This is a genomic window from Streptomyces sp. NPDC111656 (assembly GCF_055656965.1).
In genome coordinates, this window is the sequence record NZ_JBVKCA010000031.1 from 66845 (window position 1) to 87480 (window position 20636).

Consider the following 20636-nt stretch of genomic DNA (forward strand, 5'->3'; position numbering starts at 1 on the left):
CTTAGGTGCGTCTAGCGTCATACCGAACGGTTCGGTTTGGCGCGCTGAGGCGGCCGACATGACACGAGGAGCGATCTCATGAAGCACCGCACCCTGGGACAGCAGGGTCTGCGCGTCTCCGCGCTCGGGCTGGGCGTGATGGGGATGTCCATGGCCTACGGCCCCTCGAACGACGAGGACGGCGTCTCCACCATCCGCCGCGCCCACGAGCTCGGGGTCGACTTCTTCGACACCGCCGAGCTGTACGGCCAGGGCACCGGCAGCAACGAAGTCCTGCTCGGCACGGCGGTGGCGGGCTTCCGCGACGAGGTCGTCCTGGCCACCAAGTTCGGCTTCGACATGACTGCGGAGCCCTTCGGGTCCGGCGTCAACAGCCGTCCGGAGAACATCCGGACGGTCGCCGAGAACAGCCTGCGCTACCTGGGGACCGACCGTATCGACCTGTTCTACCAGCACATCTCCGACCCCGACGTCCCCGCCGAGGAGGTTGCGGGCACGGTCGGCGACCTGATCGCGGAAGGCAAGGTGAAGTACTTCGGCCTGAGCAACGTCGGCCCGCAGTACATCCGCCGCGCGCACGCCGTCACCCCGGTCGCGGCCCTCCAGTACGAGTACTCGCTCTTCGAGCGTGAAGTGGAGGAGAAGATCCTGCCGGTCCTGCGGGAGCTGGGCATCGGCCTGGTGCCCTACTCGCCGCTCGGCCGCGGCTTCCTGTCCGGCGTGGTCAAGCCGGCCGGCGAGTACCCCGAGGGCGACATGCGCCGGTGGGACGAGCGCTGGCAGGGCGAGAACTACGCCTACAACCTGAACGCCGCCGAGCAGCTCCGGAAGCTCGCCACCACCAAGGGCGTGACTCCCGCCCAGCTCGCCCTGGCCTGGCTGCTGTCCCAGGGCGAGGATGTCGTTCCGATCCCCGGTACCCGCAGCGCAACCCGCCTCCAGGAGAACACCGGCGCCGCGAACGTGACACTCACCGAGGCCGATCTCGCCCGTATCCGGGAGATCCTCCCGCAAGGCTCGGCGGGCGGCCGCTACCCGGCCTCGATGATGGTCGGCTTCCGAACCGACTGACGAGTCGTACGCCGCAACCGGACGGCGAACGGTGGATGGTGAGTGGTGGATGGCGTCGGCCCAGGACAGGCGGCGGCGAGCAGCCGCAGTGTGTCCTCGCGGGCGGGGCTGGAGCCGGGGTCCGTGCCGACGCGGGCGCCGGCTACGGGGTGCACCATCGCCTCGTCGACCAGCCACCGGTCGACCGGCTTGCCGCAGGACCGCAGCCCGATCACGGCCTGCGGGTACGGCCAGGCCGGGCGGTACGCCTCTTCGTCGGGAGCTCCAGTGCCTCGGCGGTGCCGGTGCCGAAGGAGTGAGCGTGCATCGTGTACGTCCCCTGCGGCGGGTACGGGCGCTGCGGTGTCGCACTGCCGGGTTGGTACCCCGTGCCCCACGGCACCGTGTCCGGGATCGGCGCGATGTGTCTGGTGCGCACCCGGGCCGCGGTCCACGAGGCGGGCGACGATCAGACGGGTGCGGCGCCCGCCGGGCTCGGTGGACACCGGGCACGGCAGGGGGGTTGCTTCCACCGCAGGCCGGTGCCGTCACCAGCTTCTCGTAGTAGGCGACCTGGGTGCCGCCGGGGGACCACCTCGGGTCGGCTCCGGCGTTCCAGTTCGGCTCGCTGACGCTTCCCGGCGCCCCGTTTCCGGCGTTGGTCGCTGTCCCTGGTAGGCGCCCCGGTCGCCGTATCGGTCGATCAAGTAGGGCTGGAAGAAGCGGCGTTGGCCGTTGTTGCGGACGGAACATCTGCCGGTCCGAGCCCCGAGTGTCGAGGGCGACGATCCACTTGTCGTCGGGCGAGGAGTCCACCGGGTCGGTGTACTCGGGGTTGCTGGTCATTCGCCGGACCTCGCCGGTCGTCAGGTCGGCAGCGAAGAGGTCGATGTTGGAGGACTCGGCGGGGTGGCCGACGTAGATGACCTCGCGGCCGTCCTTCGTGAACCCGCCGCTTCCGCCGGATCCCACGCGAACTCATGGAACGTCTCCAGCCCGCGCAGGAGACGGGTGACCTGCCCTCTGCCGCTGCCCTGACCGTACTCATGGGCGGTCTGGCACGCGTCCTCGCCATGGACGGCGCGCTCGGTGTCACCGAAGGCCACGCCGAAGCGCACGCTCTGGTGGAAGAACTCCTCGCCGCTTGGAAGGGCCCAGGCGCCACGCTGAAGGCAGCTCGACGTCGCTCGTGCCGTCCCGCGCCGAGACCCCGGATCGCCGTGGGCCGGACAACCCCAACGGGTCAGTACCGATCGCGGACGCGGAGCCCGGCACGGAGCATGAGGGAGGCCCGTAGAACGGGTTTTCGGACCGGCAGGAAGAGGACGAGCTCCATGAGCAGACGCACCCACGGTGTCCCGGCACGGACCGGCCGCAGCCGCGCGACCGCGGCCCTTCTGGCCACCCTGACCTGCGGCGCCGCGCTCGTCTCGTGCAGCACGAACAGCGGCGGCGACAGCGCCGCCGCCTCCGTCACCCCGCGCGCCACCCCGCCGGACACCTCGTCGTTCAGTGGCACACCGCCGTCCGCCCTGGCCTCGGCCGCCTCCTCGATCATCGGCTCCGCCCGGGCCTCGGCCTCGGCGGCGGCCTCCTCGCTGTCCGCCGCGGCCTCGGAGTTCGAGGCGTCCGTCTCGGCCGACACGGCCCGCGCGAGCGCGCAGGCACAGGCGGAGCTGAAGAAGGTGCAGGGCGCCGGGAACGCGCGGTCCGACGTCGCCATGACCGGCCTGCCCAGGGCGAAGACGGGCGGCCTGCTCGCCGTGCTCGTCAACATCACCAACAACACCGATCGCACGGCCTCGTACGCCGTCCAGGTCGACTTCAAGAACGCCGAAGGCAAGGTCGTCGAGACCAGGTTCGTGGGCGCGGAGAACCTCAAGCCGGGTCAGCGCGCCCAGCCCGTCGCCATCAGCAGACAACCCACCCAACCTCAGCTGACCCCGGTCCTGGCGAAGGCCCAGCGGTACTGACGGGCCCCCGACGGGCGAGAGCGACATCGGGCGGCCCAGCAGCACATTGACGGGGTGTCAGTCCTCCCGGACGAGGTGCACCGTCGTGCTGGCCCAGTCGCCCGTCGGCAGCTCGAGGTCGAGACCGTACTCGCCGAGCACCGTGGCGTGGTGCACGGCGCCGGTGCGGGCGTCGCGGTAGCGGCCCCCGGGGGTCAGACCGCGCGGCCGGACCGGCAGCCTCGGCGCGCCGTGGCGGGAGACACGCCGGTAGGCGAGCAGCAGGGTCTCCGAGGCGTCCGCGGCGGTGTACTGCACCACGCAGACCGAGTCCTCGGCGGGCGGCGACAGCCGGTCCAGCCTGCCGTGCTGGACGAGATGGCGGACCTTCTTGTACGTGGCGACCAGGTCGGCCCCCTCCCGCAGTTCCTCCTCGGACCAGCGGGTGAGATCGCCCCCGATGCCGAGCGCCCCGGCCATCGCGACATGGAAGCGGAAGCGCAGCGGGACCGTACGGCCGGTGAGCTGGTTGGGTACGTCGGTCACCCAGGCGCCCATCGTGCGGGCGGGGTAGATCTGGCCGTAGCCCTGCTGGATCCCCATCCGGTCGGCGGCGTCGGTGTTGTCCGACGCCCACGCCTGGTCCGTGCGGGAGAGAATGCCCAGGTCGACGCGGCCGCCGCCACCGCTGCACGTCTCGATCCGCAGCGCCGGATGGTCCGCGCGCAGACGGTCGAGGACGCCGTAGAGATTGCGCACGTACGCGGGGCCGAGGCGGTCGGCGCCGTCCTGCCGGCCGGGCCAGCCGGCCTCGCTGAACGCGCGGTTCATGTCCCACTTGAGGAAGTCGATGCCGTGGTCGCCGACCAGCCGGGTCAGCCAGCCGTGGGCCCAGTCGGCGACGTCGCGGCGGGCGAAGTTGAGGACCAGCTGGTTGCGCAGCTCGGAGCGGGGGCGGCCGGGGAAGTGCAGTACCCAGTCGGGGTGTTCGCGGTACAGGTCGCTGTCCGGGTTCACCATCTCGGGCTCCACCCAGAGGCCGAAGCGCATCCCGAGCCCGTGCACCGCGCGGACCAGCGGGGCCAGCCCGTCCGGGAAGCGGTCGGGCGCCGGTGTCCAGTCGCCGAGGCCCGCCCGGTCGCTGCGGCGTGCCCCGAACCAGCCGTCGTCGACGACGTAGAGCTCCACCCCGAGCGCCGCCGCCCGCTCGGCGAGTGCCTTCTGGCCGACCTCGTCGACGTCGAAGCCGGTCGCCTCCCAGGAGTTGTAGAGCACCGGGGCGAACTCGTCGGCGTGGGGCAGGACATGGGCCAGGACGTACGCGTGCCAGGCGCGGCTGGCCGCGCCGAAGCCGCCGTCGGTGCACAGTCCCGCGAACGGGGGAGTGGCGAACTCCTCGCCCGGCGCGAGCGGCACGGTCGTGCCGTCCTGGCCGGGGCCGCCGGTGAATCCGGCCCGCCCGTCGGGGGTGCGCTGCACGGTGACGCGCCAACTCCCGCTCCACGCGAGGGCGGCGCTCCACACCCGCCCGTGCTCCTCCGTCGCCTCACCCGCGTCGAGCATCAGCCACGGGTTCGCGTGGTGGCTGGTGATCCCGCGACGGCTGGTCAACACGGTTTCGCCGTACGGCAGTCGGTCGCGTCGCAACTGGCTCTCGGCGGACCACTGGCCCGTGACATGGCTGAGCCGGTAGTCCCGCTGCGGCGGCAGGGTCCAGGCGGCGGAGTCGGCACGCAGCAGGGTGACGGGCTCGTCGCCGTCGTTGCGGACGACGGTCCAGCGCTCGATGACGTCCGTGTCCTCGCGCACCCGGTAGTGGAGCGCCACCCGCAACGGGTAGCGGCGGTCGCGGAACGACAGGGTCAGCTCGCCCTCGTCGACCTGGTGGCCGGTCGGCTGCCATTCGAAGGCGCGCGAGCCGTCCGCGAACCGGACCTGCAGTGACGGCGGTCCGTAGCGCGTGCCGCTGTCGACCGGCAGCTCCTCCCCGACGGTCGGCCTGCCCTCGAAGCTGCTGGCCTCGGGCGCGGGTGGCACGGCGAGCTCCTCGGCCTCCGCAAGCGCCAGTCGTGGACCCCACGCGACATGGCAGGGCGCTCCGGTCTCGTCGATCCGCAGCGCGTACGAGGTGCGCGGTGTGGACAGCAGCCAGACCCCGGTGTCCGGGGCGAAGGAGATCGGCGACATGGATCCTCGCGTTCAGGTGGTGCTCACGTACGAGACAAGGAAAAGCCAACCCTGACCTTGGATCACGTGTCAATGCTTGCTCGCATTCTGGAATTCACAGGTCACAGGTACCTCATGGAGCATCCTCAAGAGAATCCTGCTTCTTTCATTGACAGCAGAAAATAAGGGCCTTAGGTTCCGGCCATGCGTTCGACCTCTCTCACCGAGGCGTTCCCGGCCCACACGCCGGCCGCTTCCCAGATCTTCACCACCGTGCTGTCCCACGGCCCGCTCACGCGGTCGGAGATAGCGGGGCGGACCCAGCTGTCGGCGGCGGCGGTCACCAAGGCGGTCCGGCCGCTGATCGAGGCCGGCTACCTCGTGGAGGACACCGCCGAGGACGCACGGCAGCCCGTCCTCGGGCGGCCCGCCAACCCGGTGCGGGTCGACGGTGGGAGGGCCCTGTTCCTGGGGATCAAGGTGACGGGCGACGAGCTCATCGCCGTACTCACCGACCTGTGCTGCCGCATCCGGGTCGCCCGGCGCGTTCCGCTCACCTCCCGCGAACCCAAGGCGGTACTGACCTCCGTCGCGGGACTCGTGCAGGAACTGCTGACGGAGGCGGACGGCTTCGGGGTGCAGGTCCGGGGGCTCGGCATCGCGGTCTCGGGTGACGTGGACCGGGCGGCCGGGGTGGTGCGCTACTCGCCGTTCCTGGAGTGGCGCGACGTTCCCCTCGCCGAACTGGCCGCGACCACGACCGGACTGCCGGTCACCCTCGACAACGACGTTCGGGCGCTGACGGTGGCCGAGCAGTGGTTCGGAGCCGGGGTGGGGCTGTCCGACTTCGCGCTGGTGACCGTCGGCGCGGGCATCGGCTGCGGCCTGGTGGTGCACGGACAGGTGGTGGCGGGAGCGCACGGCGTGGCCGGTGAGATCGGGCACGTGGCGATCGACCCGGCCGGTCCCCGCTGCCACTGCGGCAACCGGGGCTGCGTCGAGGCGATCGCCTCGGACCCCGCGATCGTCGGCCGGATCCGGGAGGTCACCGGCGCGAGTGTCGCCGACGCCACCGCGGCCCTGGCCCTCGCCCACGACGGCGACCCCGGCGCCCGGGAGGTGTACGCCCGGGCGGGAGCGGCGATCGGCCGGGGCATCGCGACCGTGGCCAACCTCCTCGGCCCCGAGCGCGTGATCATCTCCGGTGAAGGCCTGGCCGCCTACGACCTGTTCGCCGAGCAGATCCGTGACGCGTTCGCCGCGGCCGCGTTCGGTTCGGCCGCGGACTGCGACGTACAGACCAGGCCGCTGCCCTTCGAGGAGTGGGCGCGTGGCGCCGCGGCCACCGCCATCCAGTCCTTCACCACCTCGGACGCGCGCTGAGGAGTACGACGCCCTGAGGGGCGAGCACGCGCCGACGAGCACACCACGCACCGACCAGCACGTACTGAAGCACAGCCATGCACGGAAGCACAGCCATGCACCGAAGATCAGACATGTACGGACACGCGTGAGGAGCAACAATGACGCAGCAGAGCCGCAATCCCCTGGCTGCGCGTGACCCGGGCCGCCGCAGAGTCGTCGGCGGACTGTTCGGACTCGGCGCCGCCGCACTGGCCGCGCCCGTTCTGACCGCTTGCGGCGGGGGAGCGGGGGCCGACCCGAAGACGGTCACCTTCGGATCCAACGGCGGCGACGCCACGCCCAAGAAGGCCTACGCCTCCGTCACCGGAGCGTTCACCAAGGACAGCGGTCTGACGGTGAAGACGAACACCGTCGACCACGACACCTTCCAGAAGAGCATCACCAGCTATCTGCAGGGCACCCCCGACGACGTCTTCACCTGGTTCGCCGGCTACCGCATGCAGTACTTCGCCAAGAAGAAGCTCTGCAGCCCCCTGGACGACGTCTGGGACAAGATAGGCGCCGACTTCAGCGACGCCACCAAGCAGCTCTCGCGCGGCGAGGACGGCAAGTACTACTTCGTGCCGCTGTACAACTACCCGTGGGCCGTCTTCTACCGCAAGAGCCTCTTCAACGAGCGCGGCTACCAAGTCCCGCAGAAGTGGAGCGAGTTCATCGCGCTCACGAAGCGGATGAAGAAGGACGGGCTCTCGCCGATCGCCTCCGGATACGGCGGCGGCGACAGCTGGAGCATCCTCGGCGCCTTCGACTACGTGAACCTGCGGACCAACGGCTACGACTTCCACATGTCGCTGATGCGCGGCAAGGTCTCCTGGACCGACAAGCGCGCCCTCGCCACCCTCGACCACTGGCGCGAACTCGCTCCCTACTACCAGCAGGGTGCCGCCGGCCGTTCCTGGCAGGACGCCGCCCAGTCGCTGCTCGACAAGAAGTCCGGGATGGCCGTCATCGGCCTCTTCCTCGGACAGCAGATCACGGACGAGAAGATACGCGCCGACATCGACTTCTTCCCCTTCCCCGAGATCGACGCCGCGCACGGTCAGGACGCCGTCGAGGCACCCACCGACGGTTTCATGCTCAGCCGCCGGCCCAAGAACGAGGCCGGTGCCAAGAAGTTCCTGGAGTTCCTCGGCGGCGCCCACACCGAGGAGCTGTACATGGGCGTCGACCCGAGCAACCTCGCCGTCAACGACAAGGCGAGCACCGGCTCGTACAACGCGCTCCAGAAGAAGTCCGCCGACCTCATCGCCTCCGCCAAGCAGATCAGCCAGTTCGCGGACCGCGACAGCGACCCCGGCTTCATCTCCACCGTCGTACTCCCCGGCCTCACCGAGTGGCTCAGCCACCCCGACGACGGCTCGGGAACGCTGAAGAAGATCGAGTCCCAGCGTTCGCGCTTCTTCACGGCCTGACCAGGACCGGAAAGGTCTCACGCACCGTGTCCTCCGCGCCCACCACGCCCCCCGCCCCGCGGGGCGCCCGCCCGCGCCGCCTCGGCACCGGCGACCGGATCTTCCTCACCGTCATCATCGGCATCCCGCTGGCGGCCCTGCTCTTCTTCGTCTGGCTGCCCGCACTGGCCTCCCTGGGGCTGTCCTTCACGACCTGGGACGGCATCGACCTGGCCGACATCCACTGGATCGGCCTGGACAACTACAAGGAGATCTTCACCAACTACCCGCCGTTCTGGCCCGCGGTGCGGCACAACGTGATCTGGCTGCTGTTCACGGCCCTGCTGCCGACACCGTTCGGCATCTTCCTCGCCTACCAGCTCGACCGGAAGATCCGCTTCACGAGGATCTACCAGACCGCCATCTTCCTGCCGATGGTGCTCTCCCTGGCCGTCGTCGGCTTCATCTGGGAGATCATCTACAACCCCGACACCGGGCTCCTCAACGGCATCCTGGGCGCCGCCGGATCCAGCCACCACATCGACTGGCTGGGCAACCCCGACCTCAACCTGTGGGCCGTCCTGGTCGCCTCCAGCTGGCGGCACACCGGATACATCATGATCCTCTACCTGGCCGGCCTGAAGGGCTTCGATCCGGCACTCAAGGAGGCCGCCGCGCTCGACGGCGCCAACGGACGCCAGACCTTCCTGCGGGTGGTCTTCCCGGCCCTGAAACCGGTCAACGTCATCATCCTGGTCATCACGGTCATGGAGTCCCTGCGGTCCTTCGACGTCGTCTACGTCCTCGGTGGCGGCGTCGGAAGCAAGCCCGGCATGGAACTCCTCTCCCTCCTCATCACCGACAACATCATCGGCGAGTCCAGTCACATCGGTTACGGGTCCGCCCTCGCGGTCGTCCTGCTCGTGGTCTCCCTTGCCGCCATCGGCACCTTCCTCGTCCAGAACTTCCGCAAGGAGGACCAGTGACCACGACCGTGCCGCGCCCGGCCTCCCGACCGCGGACCCGGCGCGCGCAGCAGACGCCCAAGACCCCCTCCGGGCCGCGGCGCCAGACCGGCCGTCATCTGATGCTGGGCGGCATCGCCCTGCTGTGGCTCGTCCCGCTGCTGTGGGCCATGTACACCTCGCTGCGGCCCTATTCGGACACCGCGAAGCACGGTTATCTCTCCTGGCCCCACAGTCTCAGCCTCGGCAACTTCAGCGACGCCTGGAGCCAGTCCGGGATGCCGCACTTCTTCTGGAACTCCGTCCTCATCACGGTGCCGGCCGTCCTGTGCACCCTGCTGTTCTCGGCCGCGGTCGCCTTCTTCGTCTCCCGCTTCGACTTCCGCTGGAACATCGTCCTGCTGATGCTGTTCACCGCGGGCAACCTGCTCCCGGCCCAGGTCCTCATCACCCCCCTGTACCGCCTCTACCTCCTCATCCCGCTGCCGCAGTGGATGAGCGACTCCCTCCTCCTCTACAACTCGGCCTGGGGCATCATCGCGATCCACATCGCCTACCAGTCGGGGTTCTGCACCTTCGTCCTCAGCAACTACATGAAGACGATCCCGAAGGAGATCTCCGAGGCGGCGCTCGTGGACGGTGCCCCCGTCTGGCGCCAGTTCTTCCAGATCATCCTGCCGCTGTGCCGCCCCGCGTTCGCGGCCCTCGCGACCCTCGAATCGATCTGGATCTACAACGACTTCTTCTGGCCGCTCGCGCTGATCGAGAGCGGCGACAAGCGCCCGATCACCTCCGCCCTGGCCAACCTCCAGGGTGCCTACTTCACCAATCCCAACCTCATCGCGGCCGGTGCCCTGATGACCGCGATCCCCACTCTCCTGGTGTACTTCGCGCTCCAGCGCCAGTTCATCAGCGGACTCACCATCGGCTCGGGCAAGGGCTGAGCCGCCCCAACCCTGACCCCACAGGAGGCACGACCCATGCGGTCATCCTCGTATTCCGTCCTGCCCGCACGCACCCTGAGAGCCGTGGTGGTGTTCGCCCTCACGGCAGGACTCGCGACGACCGTCCCGGCCGCACAGGCCAAGACCCCGGTGCCGCGCGAGACCCCCGCCACCACTCCCGTCGCCGCCAAGCCGTACATGGGCTGGTCGAGTTGGAGCATGCAGTCGTCGAAGTACCCGGGCCTCAACCCGGACGGCGACTACAGCTACCTCACCGAGGCGAACGTCCTGAAGCAGACGGACGCCCTCGCGGCCAAGCTGAAGAACTACGGCTACGACCATGTCAACATCGACGCCGGCTGGTGGATGGACAAGACCTGGAAGACTGGCTTCGACCAGTACGGTCGCCAGACGCCCGACCCGGTCCGCTTCCCCCACGGCATGAAGTCGGTCGCCGACCACATCCACTCCAAGGGCCTCAAGGCCGGCATCTACCTGCCCGTCGGCCTGGAGAAGGGCGCGTACGGCGACGGCAGTACGCCGATCTGGAACGCCCCCGGCTGCACCACCGCCGACATCGTCTACCCGGACCTGCGCACCACCAACGGCTGGGACAACGCCTACAAGATCGACTTCGACAAGCCCTGCGCGCAGAAGTACATCGACTCGCAGGCCCAGCAGTTCGCCGACTGGGGCTACGACTTCCTCAAGCTGGACGGCGTGGGCCCGGGCTCCTTCAAGTCCGGTGACAACTACAACAACGTCCCCGACGTCGCCGCCTGGCAGCAGGCCATCGCCACCGCCGGGCGCCCGATCCACCTCGAACTCTCCTGGTCGCTCGACATCGGCCACGCCGCCGACTGGAAGAAGTACTCCAACGGCTGGCGCATCGACACCGATGTCGAGTGCTACTGCAACACCCTCGTCACCTGGGAGAACTCGGTCAACGACCGGTGGGACGACGCCCCCGCGTGGAGCCGCAAGGCGGGCCCGGGCGGCTGGAACGACCTGGACGGCATCGACGTCGGCAACGGCGAGATGGACGGCCTCACCAAGGCCGAGCGGCAGAGCTACATGACCCTGTGGGCCATCAACAAGTCGCCCCTGTTCACCGGTGACGACCTCACCAAGCTGGACAGCTACGGGGTCTCCCTGCTGACCAACAGGGAAGTCATCGCCGTCGACCAGAACGACTCGCCCGTGGCGCGTCCGGTCACCACCGTCGGCGACCAGCAGGTCTGGGGCACCAAGAACGCCGACGGCAGCTACACCGTCGCCCTGTTCAACCTCGCCGACTCGCCGGCCTCCGTCACCGCCCAGTGGGCCTCCCTCGGATTCACCGGAAACGCCTCCGTGCGCGACCTGTGGAACAAGGCGAACCTCGGGACCTACAAGAACAAGATCACCGAGGCGCTGCCCGCCCACGGCTCGCGGCTGTTCACCGTCAAGCCCGGCGGCGGCACGCTGACCACCACGAGCTACGAGGCCGAGTCCGACGCCAACACCCTGTCGGGCAACGCCTCGGTCGCCGGCTGCGACGCCTGCTCCGGCGGCAAGAAGGTCGGCAACCTCTACACCGGCGGCAAGCTGCGGTTCAACGACGTCACGGTGAAGAAGGACGGCATCTACACCGTCCAGGTCGCCTACGTCAGCGGCGACCCCCGCTCGGTGACCGCCTTCTCCAACAGCGGCAACGGCACCAGCGAGAAGTTCCCCTCCACGGGCGACTGGAGCACGGCCGAGACGGTCAGCGTCCAACTGGCGCTGAAGGCGGGCTCCAACACGATCACCTTCGACAGCGGCAGCGGATACGCCCCCGACATCGACAGGATCGTCGTTCCGCAGTCGGTCTGAGTTCCGTAGTCGCTTTCCTGGTACAGCAGCCGGTTCTCAGTTCAGCAGCCGGTTCTCGGTTCAGGGGTCGGTTCTCAGTTCGGCAGTCCGTCCGACCCGCTTCCCGCGGGGCCCGGTGACACGACCCGGGCCCCGCGGGGACCTGCAGCACGCCGACGGTCCGCAGCCGTCGTTCCCGCATGAGCAGCTCCCGGATATGGAGTGCAACACCGTGGACGTTCAGCACACCGCAGCACGCGACAACACCCCCAGCCGCAGAGGCTTCCTCGCCCTCGCCGCCGCAGCCGGCGCGGCCACCGCACTGGGTGGTCTGCCCGCCTTCACCGCCTCGGCGGCCCCCTCGCGCCCCACCGCGTCGCCCATGCTGTCCGCGGCCGACGCCGCGAAGAACCAGCTGTGGTGGGGGGCTCCCGGCTCCGCCGAGTCGATGATCGAGCAGGGGCTGCCGGTCGGGAACGGGCGCCTCGGGGTGCTCGCGAGCAACGACCCCGCCGACGAACTCCTGATGATCACCGACGCCACCCTGTGGACCGGAGGTCTCAACGACAAGCTGCAGAGCGACGGTCAGTTCCCTTACGGCCGGGACGACTTCGGCTCCCTGACGATGCTGGCCCAACTCACCGTCGCCCTCCCCGACCACGACCTGGGCAACGTCAACAACTACCGGCGCACCCTCGACCTGGCGCAGGGCCTGATCACCACCTCGTACGACATCTCCGGCGTCACCTACCGGCGGCAGATCTTCGCCAGCCGCCCCGACGACGCCATCGTCCTGTACTTCTCCCAGCAGGGCGGCGGCTCCTACACCGGTACCGTCTCCCTCGCGGGCACCCACGGCGAGTCCACCACCGCCAGCGGCGCGGGCCGTTACACGTCGTTCGGCGCCTCCTTGGCCAACGGCCTGAAGTACGGCGCCGCCCTCACCGCGTACAGCGGCACGGGCAGGGTCCGCGTCGACGGTACGTCGATCGCGTTCAGCGGCTGCAAGGACCTCACCGTCGTCGTCAGCGGTGGCACCAACTACGTGCCCGATGCGGCGACGAAGTACCGCGACCCGTCCCTGGCCCCGGAGCGCCTCGCCAGGACCAAGGTCCTGAGCGCGGCCGGCCACTCGGCGAGCACCCTGCTGCACACACATGTCGCCGACTTCCGGGCCGTGTTCGGACAGCTGGACATCGACCTCGGCACGTCCTCCGCCGCGCAGCGCGAACTGGACACCTTGGAGCGGCTGCGGGCGCGTCACCGGGACGACATCCCCGACCCGGAACTCGAGGCCGCCTACCTGCAGTTCGGCCGCTACCTCATGATCTCCGGATCCCGGGGCAGCCTGCCGATGGGCCTCCAGGGCCCCTGGCTGGACGGCAATGACCCGGACTGGATGGCCGACTACCACACCGACGTCAACCTTCAGATGAACTACTGGATGGCCGACCGGGCGGGCCTGTCCGACTGCTTCGACGCCTTCGCCGACTACTGCCTCGTACAGCTGCCCGACTGGACGGAGGTCACCCAGCGGCTGTTCAACGACTCCACCAACCGGTACCGCAACTCCAGCGGAAAGATCGCCGGCTGGACCGTGGCGATCTCCACCAACCCCTATGGCGGGGGCGGCTGGTGGTGGCACCCGGCGGGCAACGCCTGGATCTGCCAGAGCCTGTTCGAGCACTACGAGTACACGCAGGACCGCGCCTATCTCAAGAAGATCTACCCCCTCCTCAAGGGCGCCGTGCAGTTCTGGGAGGCCCGCCTCATCACCACGACCGTCACCGACGCGTCGGGGGCCGAGCGCGAGGTGCTCATCGCCGACAGTGACTGGTCGCCCGAGCAGGGTCCGCTCGACGCCAAGGGCATCACGTACGCCCAGGAACTGGTGTGGAACCTCTTCGGCAACTACCGCACCGCGACCGAGGAGCTCGCCGAGGACGCCGCCTACCGCAAGACCGTCGACGGTCTGCGGGCGCGCCTCTACCTGCCCGTGGTCAGCCCCAAGACCGGCTGGCTCGAGGAGTGGATGTCGCCCGACAACCTCGGCGAGACCACCCACCGGCACCTCTCCCCGCTCATCGGCCTCTTCCCCGGCGACCGCATCCGTCCGGACGGCTCCACGCCGAAGGACATCCTCGACGGCGCGACCGCCCTGCTCACCGCGCGCGGCATGAACAGCTTCGGCTGGGCCAACGCCTGGCGCAGCCTGTGCTGGGCGCGGCTGAAGAACGCCGAGAAGGCCTACCAGCTGGTCGTCAACAACCTCAAGCCGTCGGTCAACGGCAGCAACGGCAGCGCGATGAACCTCTTCGACATCTACGAGGTGGAGACGGGCCGGGGCATCTTCCAGATCGAGGCGAACTTCGGCACCCCCGCGGCGATCGTCGAGATGCTGGTCTACTCACGGCCCGGACACATCGAGCTGCTGCCCGCGCTGCCCGCCGCCTGGGCGGCATCCGGCTCGGTGTCCGGCGTGGGCGTCCGCGGCGGCTTCGTCGCCGACCTCAGCTGGAGGAACGGCAAGGTGACCCGGGCCACCCTGAAGAGCGTCGGTGGCCGCGAGACGACCGTCGTCTCGGGCGGCGCCTCGCGCAAGGTCAGCCTCAAGCCCGGTGAGTCCGTCACCCTGAGGGGCCTCGGGTGAGCGGCGCCCGGTTCCGACGCCGCGCCGTGGGCGTCGTATCGGCGCTGCTCCTCGCGGTCTGCGGACCCCTGACCGCCTCGGCGGCGGCGCAGCCGGGGGCCTCGTCGGGCACGCCGGTGACGCCCGCCGCCGAGGCGCGGGCGAAGCACTCCGTGGTCACCTGGGGCGCCAGCGCCGACCGGCAGGGGGCGGGACCCGCCGACCGCAGCTACCGACTGATCGTGCGCACCAGCGTCGGCGGCACGAACCTGCGGATCCGGCTGTCCAACGCCTTCGGCGAGCACCCGGTGACCTTCGCGAGCGCGTACGCCGGGCTGCGGAGACAAGGTGCGGAGCTGGTCCACGGCTCCAACCGGCGGCTGTCCTTCGGCGGGGCCGCGTCCGTCACCGTCCCGGCCGGCGAGACCGTGCTCAGCGATCCGCTGCCGGGAACACTGGCCGCCCAGAGCGACCTGGTCATCAGCCTGTACGTGACCGGCGCCCAGGGACCGACGACCGGCCACGGCATGGCCATGCAGACCAACTACGCGACCGCGGGCGACCACGCTGCCGAAGAAGGCGCGGCCAACTGGACCGACCCCATGGGCTCCTGGTACTGGCTGGACGCCGTCGACGTGGAGACGTCCGCCGCGGTCGGCTCGGTGGTGACCCTCGGCGACTCCATCACCGACGGATGGGCCTCGACCACCGACCAGAACCGCCGCTGGCCCGACTATCTGTCCCGGCGGCTCCAGGCGGCGTCCGGGCTCACCGTGAAGGGAGTGGCGAACGAGGGGATCTCGGGCAACAAGGTGCTCGCGGACGGCGCCGGGCAGGCCGCCCTGAACAGACTCCAGCGTGACGTCCTCTCCCAGCCCGGGGTCCGCACGGTCTTCCTCTTCGAAGGCATCAACGACATCAAGGCCCACTCCGGTGTCACGGTGGACGACATGATCGCCGGCTATCGGCAGATCATCGACCGGGCGCACGCGGCGGGCAAATGTGTCGTCGGCGCGACCGTCATGCCGTTCAAGGGCTGGTCCGAGTACGACGCCGCGTCCGAGGCCGTGCGCCAGGGCGTCAACGACTGGATCAGGAACGGCGGCGCGCTCGACGCCGTGACGGATTTCGACAGGATCACGCGCAATCCCTACGACCCGCAGCTGATCCTGCCGTTCTTCGACGGCGGCGATCACCTGCACCCCAACGACAAGGGGATGCAGGCGATGGCCGACGCGGTGGACCTCGGGAGCCTGACGTCCTGCTGAACTCGGGCTCCGGGCGGGGCGGTCAGGGGTACGAGACCACGGTGGACGGCACCGTCGAGGTGCCCGACGTGGGGACGCCGGTCTCGTTGACGACGTGCTCGTACTGACCCTGGCCGCCCAGCGAGACGACCAGCAGGTCGTGGAACTTCACGCCCGGTGTGTTCGGCGCGGCGAAGCCGTTGTGCTGGACGATCGTCGGGTCGACGTTGTATTGACTTGCTCCTCGGGCTGAAGCGCGAGGATTCTGGCCTTCTCGTCCGCCCTGTGCCGCTACGCGGCACAGGGTTCGGGCGGGAATCCGTGGCTTCCTGTTTCTTCGCGCTGTGCCGGAACGAGTCCTGGTCTTACCGGCGCTCCGCAGGCTGTCACCGCCAGTCCGGCGGCCGTCTTGACGTTCTTCGCGGCATTGCGGTCCCGGTCGTGGACGGTGCCGCAGGCGCTACAGGTCCATTCCCGGACGTTCAGGGGCTTGGGACCGTCTTTGACACCGCAGGCCGAGCAGGTCTGGGAGGTCGGCTCGAACCGGCCGATCTTGACCAGGGTGCGGCCGTACCGGGCGGCCTTGTATTCCAGCATGTGGACGAATGCCGACCATCCGGCGTCGTGGACGCTCTTGGCGAGCCTGGTGCGTGCGAGTCCTTTGACCGCCAGGTCTTCCACGCCGATCGCTTGGTTGTCGCGGATCAGCCTGGTGGAGAGCTGGTGGTGGAACTCGTGGCGGGCGTCGGTCACCTTCGCGTGGGCGCGGGCGACCTTGAGGCGGGCCCTTTCCCGGCTCTTGGATCCCTTCTGTTTGCGGGACAGCTCCCGCTGGGCCTTCTTCAGTTTCTTCTCCGCCCGGCGCAGAAATCGCGGCGAGTTGATCTTCGTCCCGTCGGAGAGGACAGCGAAGTGGGTCAGGCCCAGGTCGATGCCGACAGCGTGGTCGGTGCCGGGCATCCGGGCGGCGTCCGCTGCCGGGTCGGTGTCGACGACGAACGAGGCGAAGTACCGTCAAGCGGCGTCCTTGACCACGGTGACCGACGAGGGCTGCGCGGGTAGGGTCCGGGACCACTTCACCTTCACCGCACCGATCTTCGGAAGGTTCAGCCGCCCGGAACCGGTGATCGACCAGCGGGCATTGGCCGTGAACCGGATCGACTGACGGCTGTCCTTGCGGGACTTGAAGCGGGGTGCACCGGTCTTCGCGCCCTTACGCTCGTCCTTGAGGGAGGCGAAGAAGTTCTTGTAGGCGGCCTCCGTGTCGCGCAGGGACTGCTGGAGGACGACCGGGGAGACCTCGCCCAACCAGGACCGCTCGGGTGTCTGCTTGGCCTGGGTGATCAGCTTCTGGGACAGCACACCCGCCGTGGGGAAGGGTTCGCCCGCCCTGCGGGCGTCCTCGCGGGCGCGCACGGCATCGTTGTACACGACGCGGGCACACCCGAACGCCCTGGCCGGCGCGAGGCATTGGCTCGGTTCCGGGTACAGCCTGAAGGCGTACCGAAGCTGTATGCGGTGATCGTATGAACGAGCGCCGCCCGCTACCAGAGGGAACGTATGAACGGTCGGTACTCCCTTGAGCCGGGGGGAGCGGAACGGGCCGAACGAGGCAGGCGTCGCCCGGCTTCGTCAGACCGGGTCCCGTGCCGCTCCGCGTCGGCCATACTGACGCCTGTGCTCTCCTGCTCCGCAGGACAGCATCCGTGACGCTCCGCGTCGCCTTGACAGATTCGCTTCGCCATCGGCCTGAAGGCCGATGCACTGCGAATGAATCCCGGTAGCCGCCCAGGGCCCATCCCTCGTGCGTGGACTCGGAGTCGGTGACCTTGTAGGCCGAGTACCCCTTGACGCCGCCATTCTGGATGGGGCGTGGTGCGGATGCCGTATTCGGCCCGGTTGGTCTCCCAGCCGACGCCGGTGCCGCGGTCGGCGCGCCAGACCCAGGTGTGGTCGGTGATCGTGTTGCGGCTGTTGATCACCATGCGTGGTTCGCGGAAGCCCCCGTGGGGCCCAACTCCGGCAGCGTCGACGAGTTCACCGGTCCGGCGTCGATGAGGAATCCCGTGAGCCGCACCTGGCGTGCCAAGTGCTGCGGGAACGGGGCGGACGGGTGCCGGACGACGTCGCCTTCATCGGTTTCGACGACTCCAGCGCGGCGACGGCCTGCCGTCCACCGCTGACCACCGTGCGCCGGCCCGTCGAGGAGATGGCCTCGGTGATCTTCGATCCGGAACTCGTGGTGCGCGAGTCGGCGCAGGCGGCACCCCGGGCCCTGCGCGACCCGGCGGTCGCGGTGACCGACACTGGACCGGTCAGCAGGATCGAGGGACCGGCAGCGTGGGCGAGCCGGCGACGGAGAGGCAGGCGCATGACCGACAGGATCACCGTGGGCGTGGACGGATCCCCTGAGAGCCGGGCCGCGCTGGCCTGGGCGGGCAGGGAAGCCGTCCGCCGCGGGCTGCCCCTGCGCGCGGTGTACGCCTGGCAGTGGTCCCACCACGAACTGCTCGGCGGCGCAGACCGGGACGAGCAGGCGCGCTGGGCACGGGACATGGTCGAGGACGCGGCCCGCACCGTCACCGACCGGCACCCGGACCTGCCGGTGACGACCGAGGTACTGGACGGCGGCGCCGTCGACTCGCTGCTGGCCGAGGCCGCGGCGGCCGGGACGCTGGTCCTCGGATCCCGCGGACACGGCACGATCGTCGGCTTCCTGCTCGGTTCCGTCGGCCAGCAGGTGATCGCCGAGGCCCCGTGCCCGGTCATCCTGGTGCGGGCCGGTGACCGCGCCGCGTCCGAAGTGGGCGGCCGGGAGATCGTCGTGGGCCAGCAGGGCGGTCCGGACGACAGCGCGGCCGGCCTTCGGTTCGCCTTCGAGACCGCGGCGGCGCGTGGTGCCGGGGTGCGCGCCGTACGGGCGTGGAGCCTGCCGCCGGTGTTCGCCTACAGCCCCGGCTCGCTGAAGCTGCTGGACGAGGCCGGGGGCCTGGAGCCGTACGAGAAGAAGGCGCTCGCCGAGGCGCTCCAGCCGTGGCGGGAGCGCTTCCCCGACGTGCCCGTCACACAGCACGTCGAGATGGGCAGCGCCGGGCAGGTCCTGCTGTCGCTGGCCGACCGGGCCCAGCTGATGGTCGTCGGTCGTCGCGCACACCACTCGGCGGTAGGGGCACGGATCGGTTCGGTGACCCATGCGGTGATGCACCACGCGTCCTGCCCGGTAGCGGTGGTTCCGCACTCCTGAGCCGGGGGTACGGGCCGACCCCGCGCCGGCACGGGCGGGGCCTTCGGGATCGTTCAAGTCCCGAAGGCAAAGCCGGGGTCGAGGTTCGGCCCCGGCAATCTCGGCGTGAAGTATTGACGGCACCATGACAGTCCGGTTGACTCCCCGCCCAGCGCCGGAACCGCTTCCGGTACCGGTTCCGCCCCGGGCGTGTGAAGTCGCGATCCCCGTGTGCCGGGAGGCAGTTGTGGCCGTGACCATCGTCGATGTGGCCCAGGCGGCCGGCGTGAGCAAGACGACCGTGTCGCGAGTGCTGAACACCATGCGCTTCTACGTCGACGACGCCCTGGTCCAGGAGACGACGCGCAACAAGCTGGAATCGACCCGCGGCCAATGGGTCTTCGACCACAGCCAGTACGTCATCCTCAACCTCGCCCTGGGCGGCGCCTACCCCGCGGGATGGAACAAGGTCACCACTCCGTACTGGGGGCTGCCGCAGTCGAGTGTCGACCAGGTCACGGCCGGGGGAGTGCGGGCCGAGGTCGACTGGGTGCGCGTGGAGCAGAAGAGTTGACGGGCGCCCGGGCGTTGCGCACGGAGGAACGCCCGGGCCCGGAAACCCTCGCGCCGGCCTCACTCCCGGGATCGGGACAGCCCCTGACAGGTCCTAGGTGTTGTCGGCCCTCGACATGCGCAGGGCGAGGTCCTGGAGCAGGTCGGCCGTCGTGACGTCGGTGCGTCCGGAGTCGTGGAGGTCGGCGAGTTCGGAGAAGAGGAACGCGAAGGCACCCACGAGCGAGATGGTGGCGGGGAGGTAGGCGTCGGCGACGGCCTGCCCGGCCTCCGCGGGACCGGCGTCCCCCGGCACCTCCACCCTGGGGAACACCTCCGTGACGAGCGCGCCCAGTTGGGTCTCGGCCGAGTCGACCTCGGCGTTCTCGTCCTGGGCGATCCTGCGCACCATCGCGTTGGTCTCGGTGAGCACGCCGATGGCGCGCAGGATGATCTCCGTCTGTTCCATGCCGTGAGCCTAGACGGGCGAAGCCCCGCTGTGGCCTCGATGTTCGGGCCGGGATGGTAGACAGTGGTCATGAACCACTTCTCCCGCCCGCGCCCGGCCCGCACACGATGACCGCGGGAATCGACACCCCGGACCGCCGGGGCCGTACCGGACTCGACCGCGTCGGCCGCGATCTGACCGGCAACCCCCGGGTCAAGGTCCGCGACGTCACGCTCCTGTCCAGCCACTGGTACGTGGAGCGCACCACCACCTTCGACTTCCAGCACGCGGACGGCACCTGGAGCACCCAGGAACGCGAGACGCACGACCGCGGCAACGGAGCCACCCTGCTGCTGTACGACGCCGAGCGCGAGGCCGTGCTGCTGACCAGGCAGTTCCGCTACCCCGTGTACACCAACGGCCATCCCGACGGCATGCTGGTCGAGACCCCGGGCGGCCTGCTCGACGAGGACGACGAACATCCCGAAGTCGCCGTACGGCGCGAGGTCATCGAGGAGACCGGGCACACCGTCGGCGAGGTACAGCACGTCTTCGACGTCTACATGAGCCCGGGCTCGGTCACCGAGCGGGTCAGCTTCTACGCCGCCACCTACGGCCCGTCCACCCGCACCCACGAAGGCGGCGGGCTCGACGAGGAGGGCGAGGACATCGAGATCGTCGAACTGCCCTTCCGCACCGCACTGGCCATGATCCGCTCCGGGGAGATCGCCGACGCCAAGACGATCATGCTGTTGCAGTGGGCCGCTCTGGAAGGACCGTTCAAGGCCTTGCGTTGAACTGCGACCTGTCC

15 protein-coding genes and 4 pseudogenes are annotated in these 20636 nt (G+C 69.7%); 13 read left to right on the forward strand and 6 right to left on the reverse strand.

Features of this window, described 5'->3' with window-relative positions; translation table 11 throughout:
• Positions 1–78: 78 nt before the first annotated feature.
• Positions 79–1071 (forward strand): aldo/keto reductase, encoded by a 993-nt coding sequence (locus ACZ7M3_RS47475; RefSeq protein WP_472072274.1) that lies wholly within the window; start codon positions 79–81, stop codon positions 1069–1071.
• On the opposite strand, the gene ACZ7M3_RS47480 is transcribed toward ACZ7M3_RS47475, so the two are convergent.
• Positions 1032–1286 (reverse strand): hypothetical protein, encoded by a 255-nt coding sequence (locus tag ACZ7M3_RS47480; RefSeq protein WP_472072276.1) that lies wholly within the window; start codon positions 1284–1286, stop codon positions 1032–1034. The genes ACZ7M3_RS47475 and ACZ7M3_RS47480 overlap by 40 nt on opposite strands.
• Positions 1287–2384: 1098 nt before the next feature.
• Here ACZ7M3_RS47480 and ACZ7M3_RS47485 point away from each other — a divergent pair.
• Positions 2385–3023: a hypothetical protein gene (locus ACZ7M3_RS47485; RefSeq protein ID WP_472072278.1), complete on the forward strand. Its 639-nt coding sequence runs from the start codon at positions 2385–2387 to the stop codon at positions 3021–3023.
• A 57-nt stretch (positions 3024–3080) separates the two neighbouring features.
• On the opposite strand, the gene ACZ7M3_RS47490 is transcribed toward ACZ7M3_RS47485, so the two are convergent.
• On the reverse strand, positions 3081–5189 hold the full coding sequence (locus ACZ7M3_RS47490; RefSeq protein WP_472072280.1) for an alpha-galactosidase: 2109 nt from the start codon (positions 5187–5189) through the stop codon (positions 3081–3083).
• Positions 5190–5372: 183 nt separating this feature from the next.
• Here ACZ7M3_RS47490 and ACZ7M3_RS47495 point away from each other — a divergent pair, with 183 nt between their 5' ends.
• The 7 genes from ACZ7M3_RS47495 to ACZ7M3_RS47525 all read left to right on the forward strand — a co-directional run bounded on the left by ACZ7M3_RS47495 (position 5373) and on the right by ACZ7M3_RS47525 (position 15623).
• Positions 5373–6551 carry an ROK family transcriptional regulator gene (locus ACZ7M3_RS47495; protein WP_355310666.1) on the forward strand — a complete coding sequence of 393 codons (1179 nt, stop codon included), beginning with the start codon at positions 5373–5375 and terminating at the stop codon, positions 6549–6551.
• 140 nt (positions 6552–6691) lie between these two features.
• Positions 6692–8005, forward strand: a complete 1314-nt coding sequence (locus ACZ7M3_RS47500) for an ABC transporter substrate-binding protein (RefSeq protein WP_472072282.1) — start codon at positions 6692–6694, stop codon at positions 8003–8005.
• 26 nt (positions 8006–8031) lie between these two features.
• The gene (locus ACZ7M3_RS47505) at positions 8032–8970 is read left to right on the forward strand and encodes a carbohydrate ABC transporter permease (RefSeq protein WP_060900619.1); all 939 of its coding nucleotides are present in this window, start codon (positions 8032–8034) and stop codon (positions 8968–8970) included.
• Positions 8967–9893, forward strand: coding sequence for a carbohydrate ABC transporter permease (locus ACZ7M3_RS47510; RefSeq protein ID WP_096240169.1), 927 nt, complete (start codon positions 8967–8969; stop codon positions 9891–9893). Before ACZ7M3_RS47505 ends, ACZ7M3_RS47510 begins: the two co-directional genes overlap by 4 nt.
• Positions 9894–9929: 36 nt before the next feature.
• On the forward strand, positions 9930–11747 hold the full coding sequence (locus ACZ7M3_RS47515; protein WP_472072285.1) for an alpha-galactosidase D: 1818 nt from the start codon (positions 9930–9932) through the stop codon (positions 11745–11747).
• A 196-nt stretch (positions 11748–11943) separates the two neighbouring features.
• Positions 11944–14376 carry a glycosyl hydrolase family 95 catalytic domain-containing protein gene (locus ACZ7M3_RS47520; RefSeq protein WP_472072287.1) on the forward strand — a complete coding sequence of 811 codons (2433 nt, stop codon included), beginning with the start codon at positions 11944–11946 and terminating at the stop codon, positions 14374–14376.
• Positions 14373–15623: an SGNH/GDSL hydrolase family protein gene (locus ACZ7M3_RS47525; RefSeq protein WP_472072289.1), complete on the forward strand. Its 1251-nt coding sequence runs from the start codon at positions 14373–14375 to the stop codon at positions 15621–15623. Before ACZ7M3_RS47520 ends, ACZ7M3_RS47525 begins: the two co-directional genes overlap by 4 nt.
• Positions 15624–15645: 22 nt before the next feature.
• On the opposite strand, the pseudogene ACZ7M3_RS47530 reads toward ACZ7M3_RS47525, so the two are convergent.
• The 3 pseudogenes from ACZ7M3_RS47530 to ACZ7M3_RS47540 all read right to left on the reverse strand — a co-directional run.
• Positions 15646–15834 (reverse strand): annotated as a pseudogene (locus ACZ7M3_RS47530) (coagulation factor 5/8 type domain-containing protein); the annotation flags it as partial.
• A gap of 59 nt (positions 15835–15893) precedes the next feature.
• Positions 15894–17117: pseudogene (locus tag ACZ7M3_RS47535) on the reverse strand (RNA-guided endonuclease InsQ/TnpB family protein).
• Between the two features lie 265 nt (positions 17118–17382).
• A pseudogene (locus ACZ7M3_RS47540) lies at positions 17383–17679 on the reverse strand (coagulation factor 5/8 type domain-containing protein); the annotation flags it as partial.
• 12 nt (positions 17680–17691) lie between these two features.
• Between ACZ7M3_RS47540 and ACZ7M3_RS47545 the strand changes: the two are divergent.
• From ACZ7M3_RS47545 to ACZ7M3_RS47555, 3 genes and pseudogenes are all read left to right on the forward strand, one after another.
• Positions 17692–17814, forward strand: a pseudogene (locus tag ACZ7M3_RS47545) (substrate-binding domain-containing protein); the annotation flags it as partial.
• 159 nt (positions 17815–17973) lie between these two features.
• Entirely contained in the window at positions 17974–18846 is an 873-nt protein-coding gene (locus tag ACZ7M3_RS47550) for a universal stress protein (protein ID WP_472072323.1), read from the forward strand.
• A gap of 124 nt (positions 18847–18970) precedes the next feature.
• A complete protein-coding gene (locus ACZ7M3_RS47555) occupies positions 18971–19399 on the forward strand; it encodes a glycoside hydrolase family 16 protein (protein ID WP_472072291.1) in 429 nt (142 codons plus the stop codon).
• A 93-nt stretch (positions 19400–19492) separates the two neighbouring features.
• Here ACZ7M3_RS47555 and ACZ7M3_RS47560 read toward each other — a convergent pair whose 3' ends face one another.
• Entirely contained in the window at positions 19493–19846 is a 354-nt protein-coding gene (locus ACZ7M3_RS47560; protein WP_095856599.1) for a hypothetical protein, read from the reverse strand.
• 107 nt (positions 19847–19953) lie between these two features.
• On the opposite strand from ACZ7M3_RS47560, the gene ACZ7M3_RS47565 reads away from it, so the two are divergent.
• Positions 19954–20622: an NUDIX domain-containing protein gene (locus ACZ7M3_RS47565; protein ID WP_472072293.1), complete on the forward strand. Its 669-nt coding sequence runs from the start codon at positions 19954–19956 to the stop codon at positions 20620–20622.
• Positions 20623–20636 lie beyond the last annotated feature (14 nt).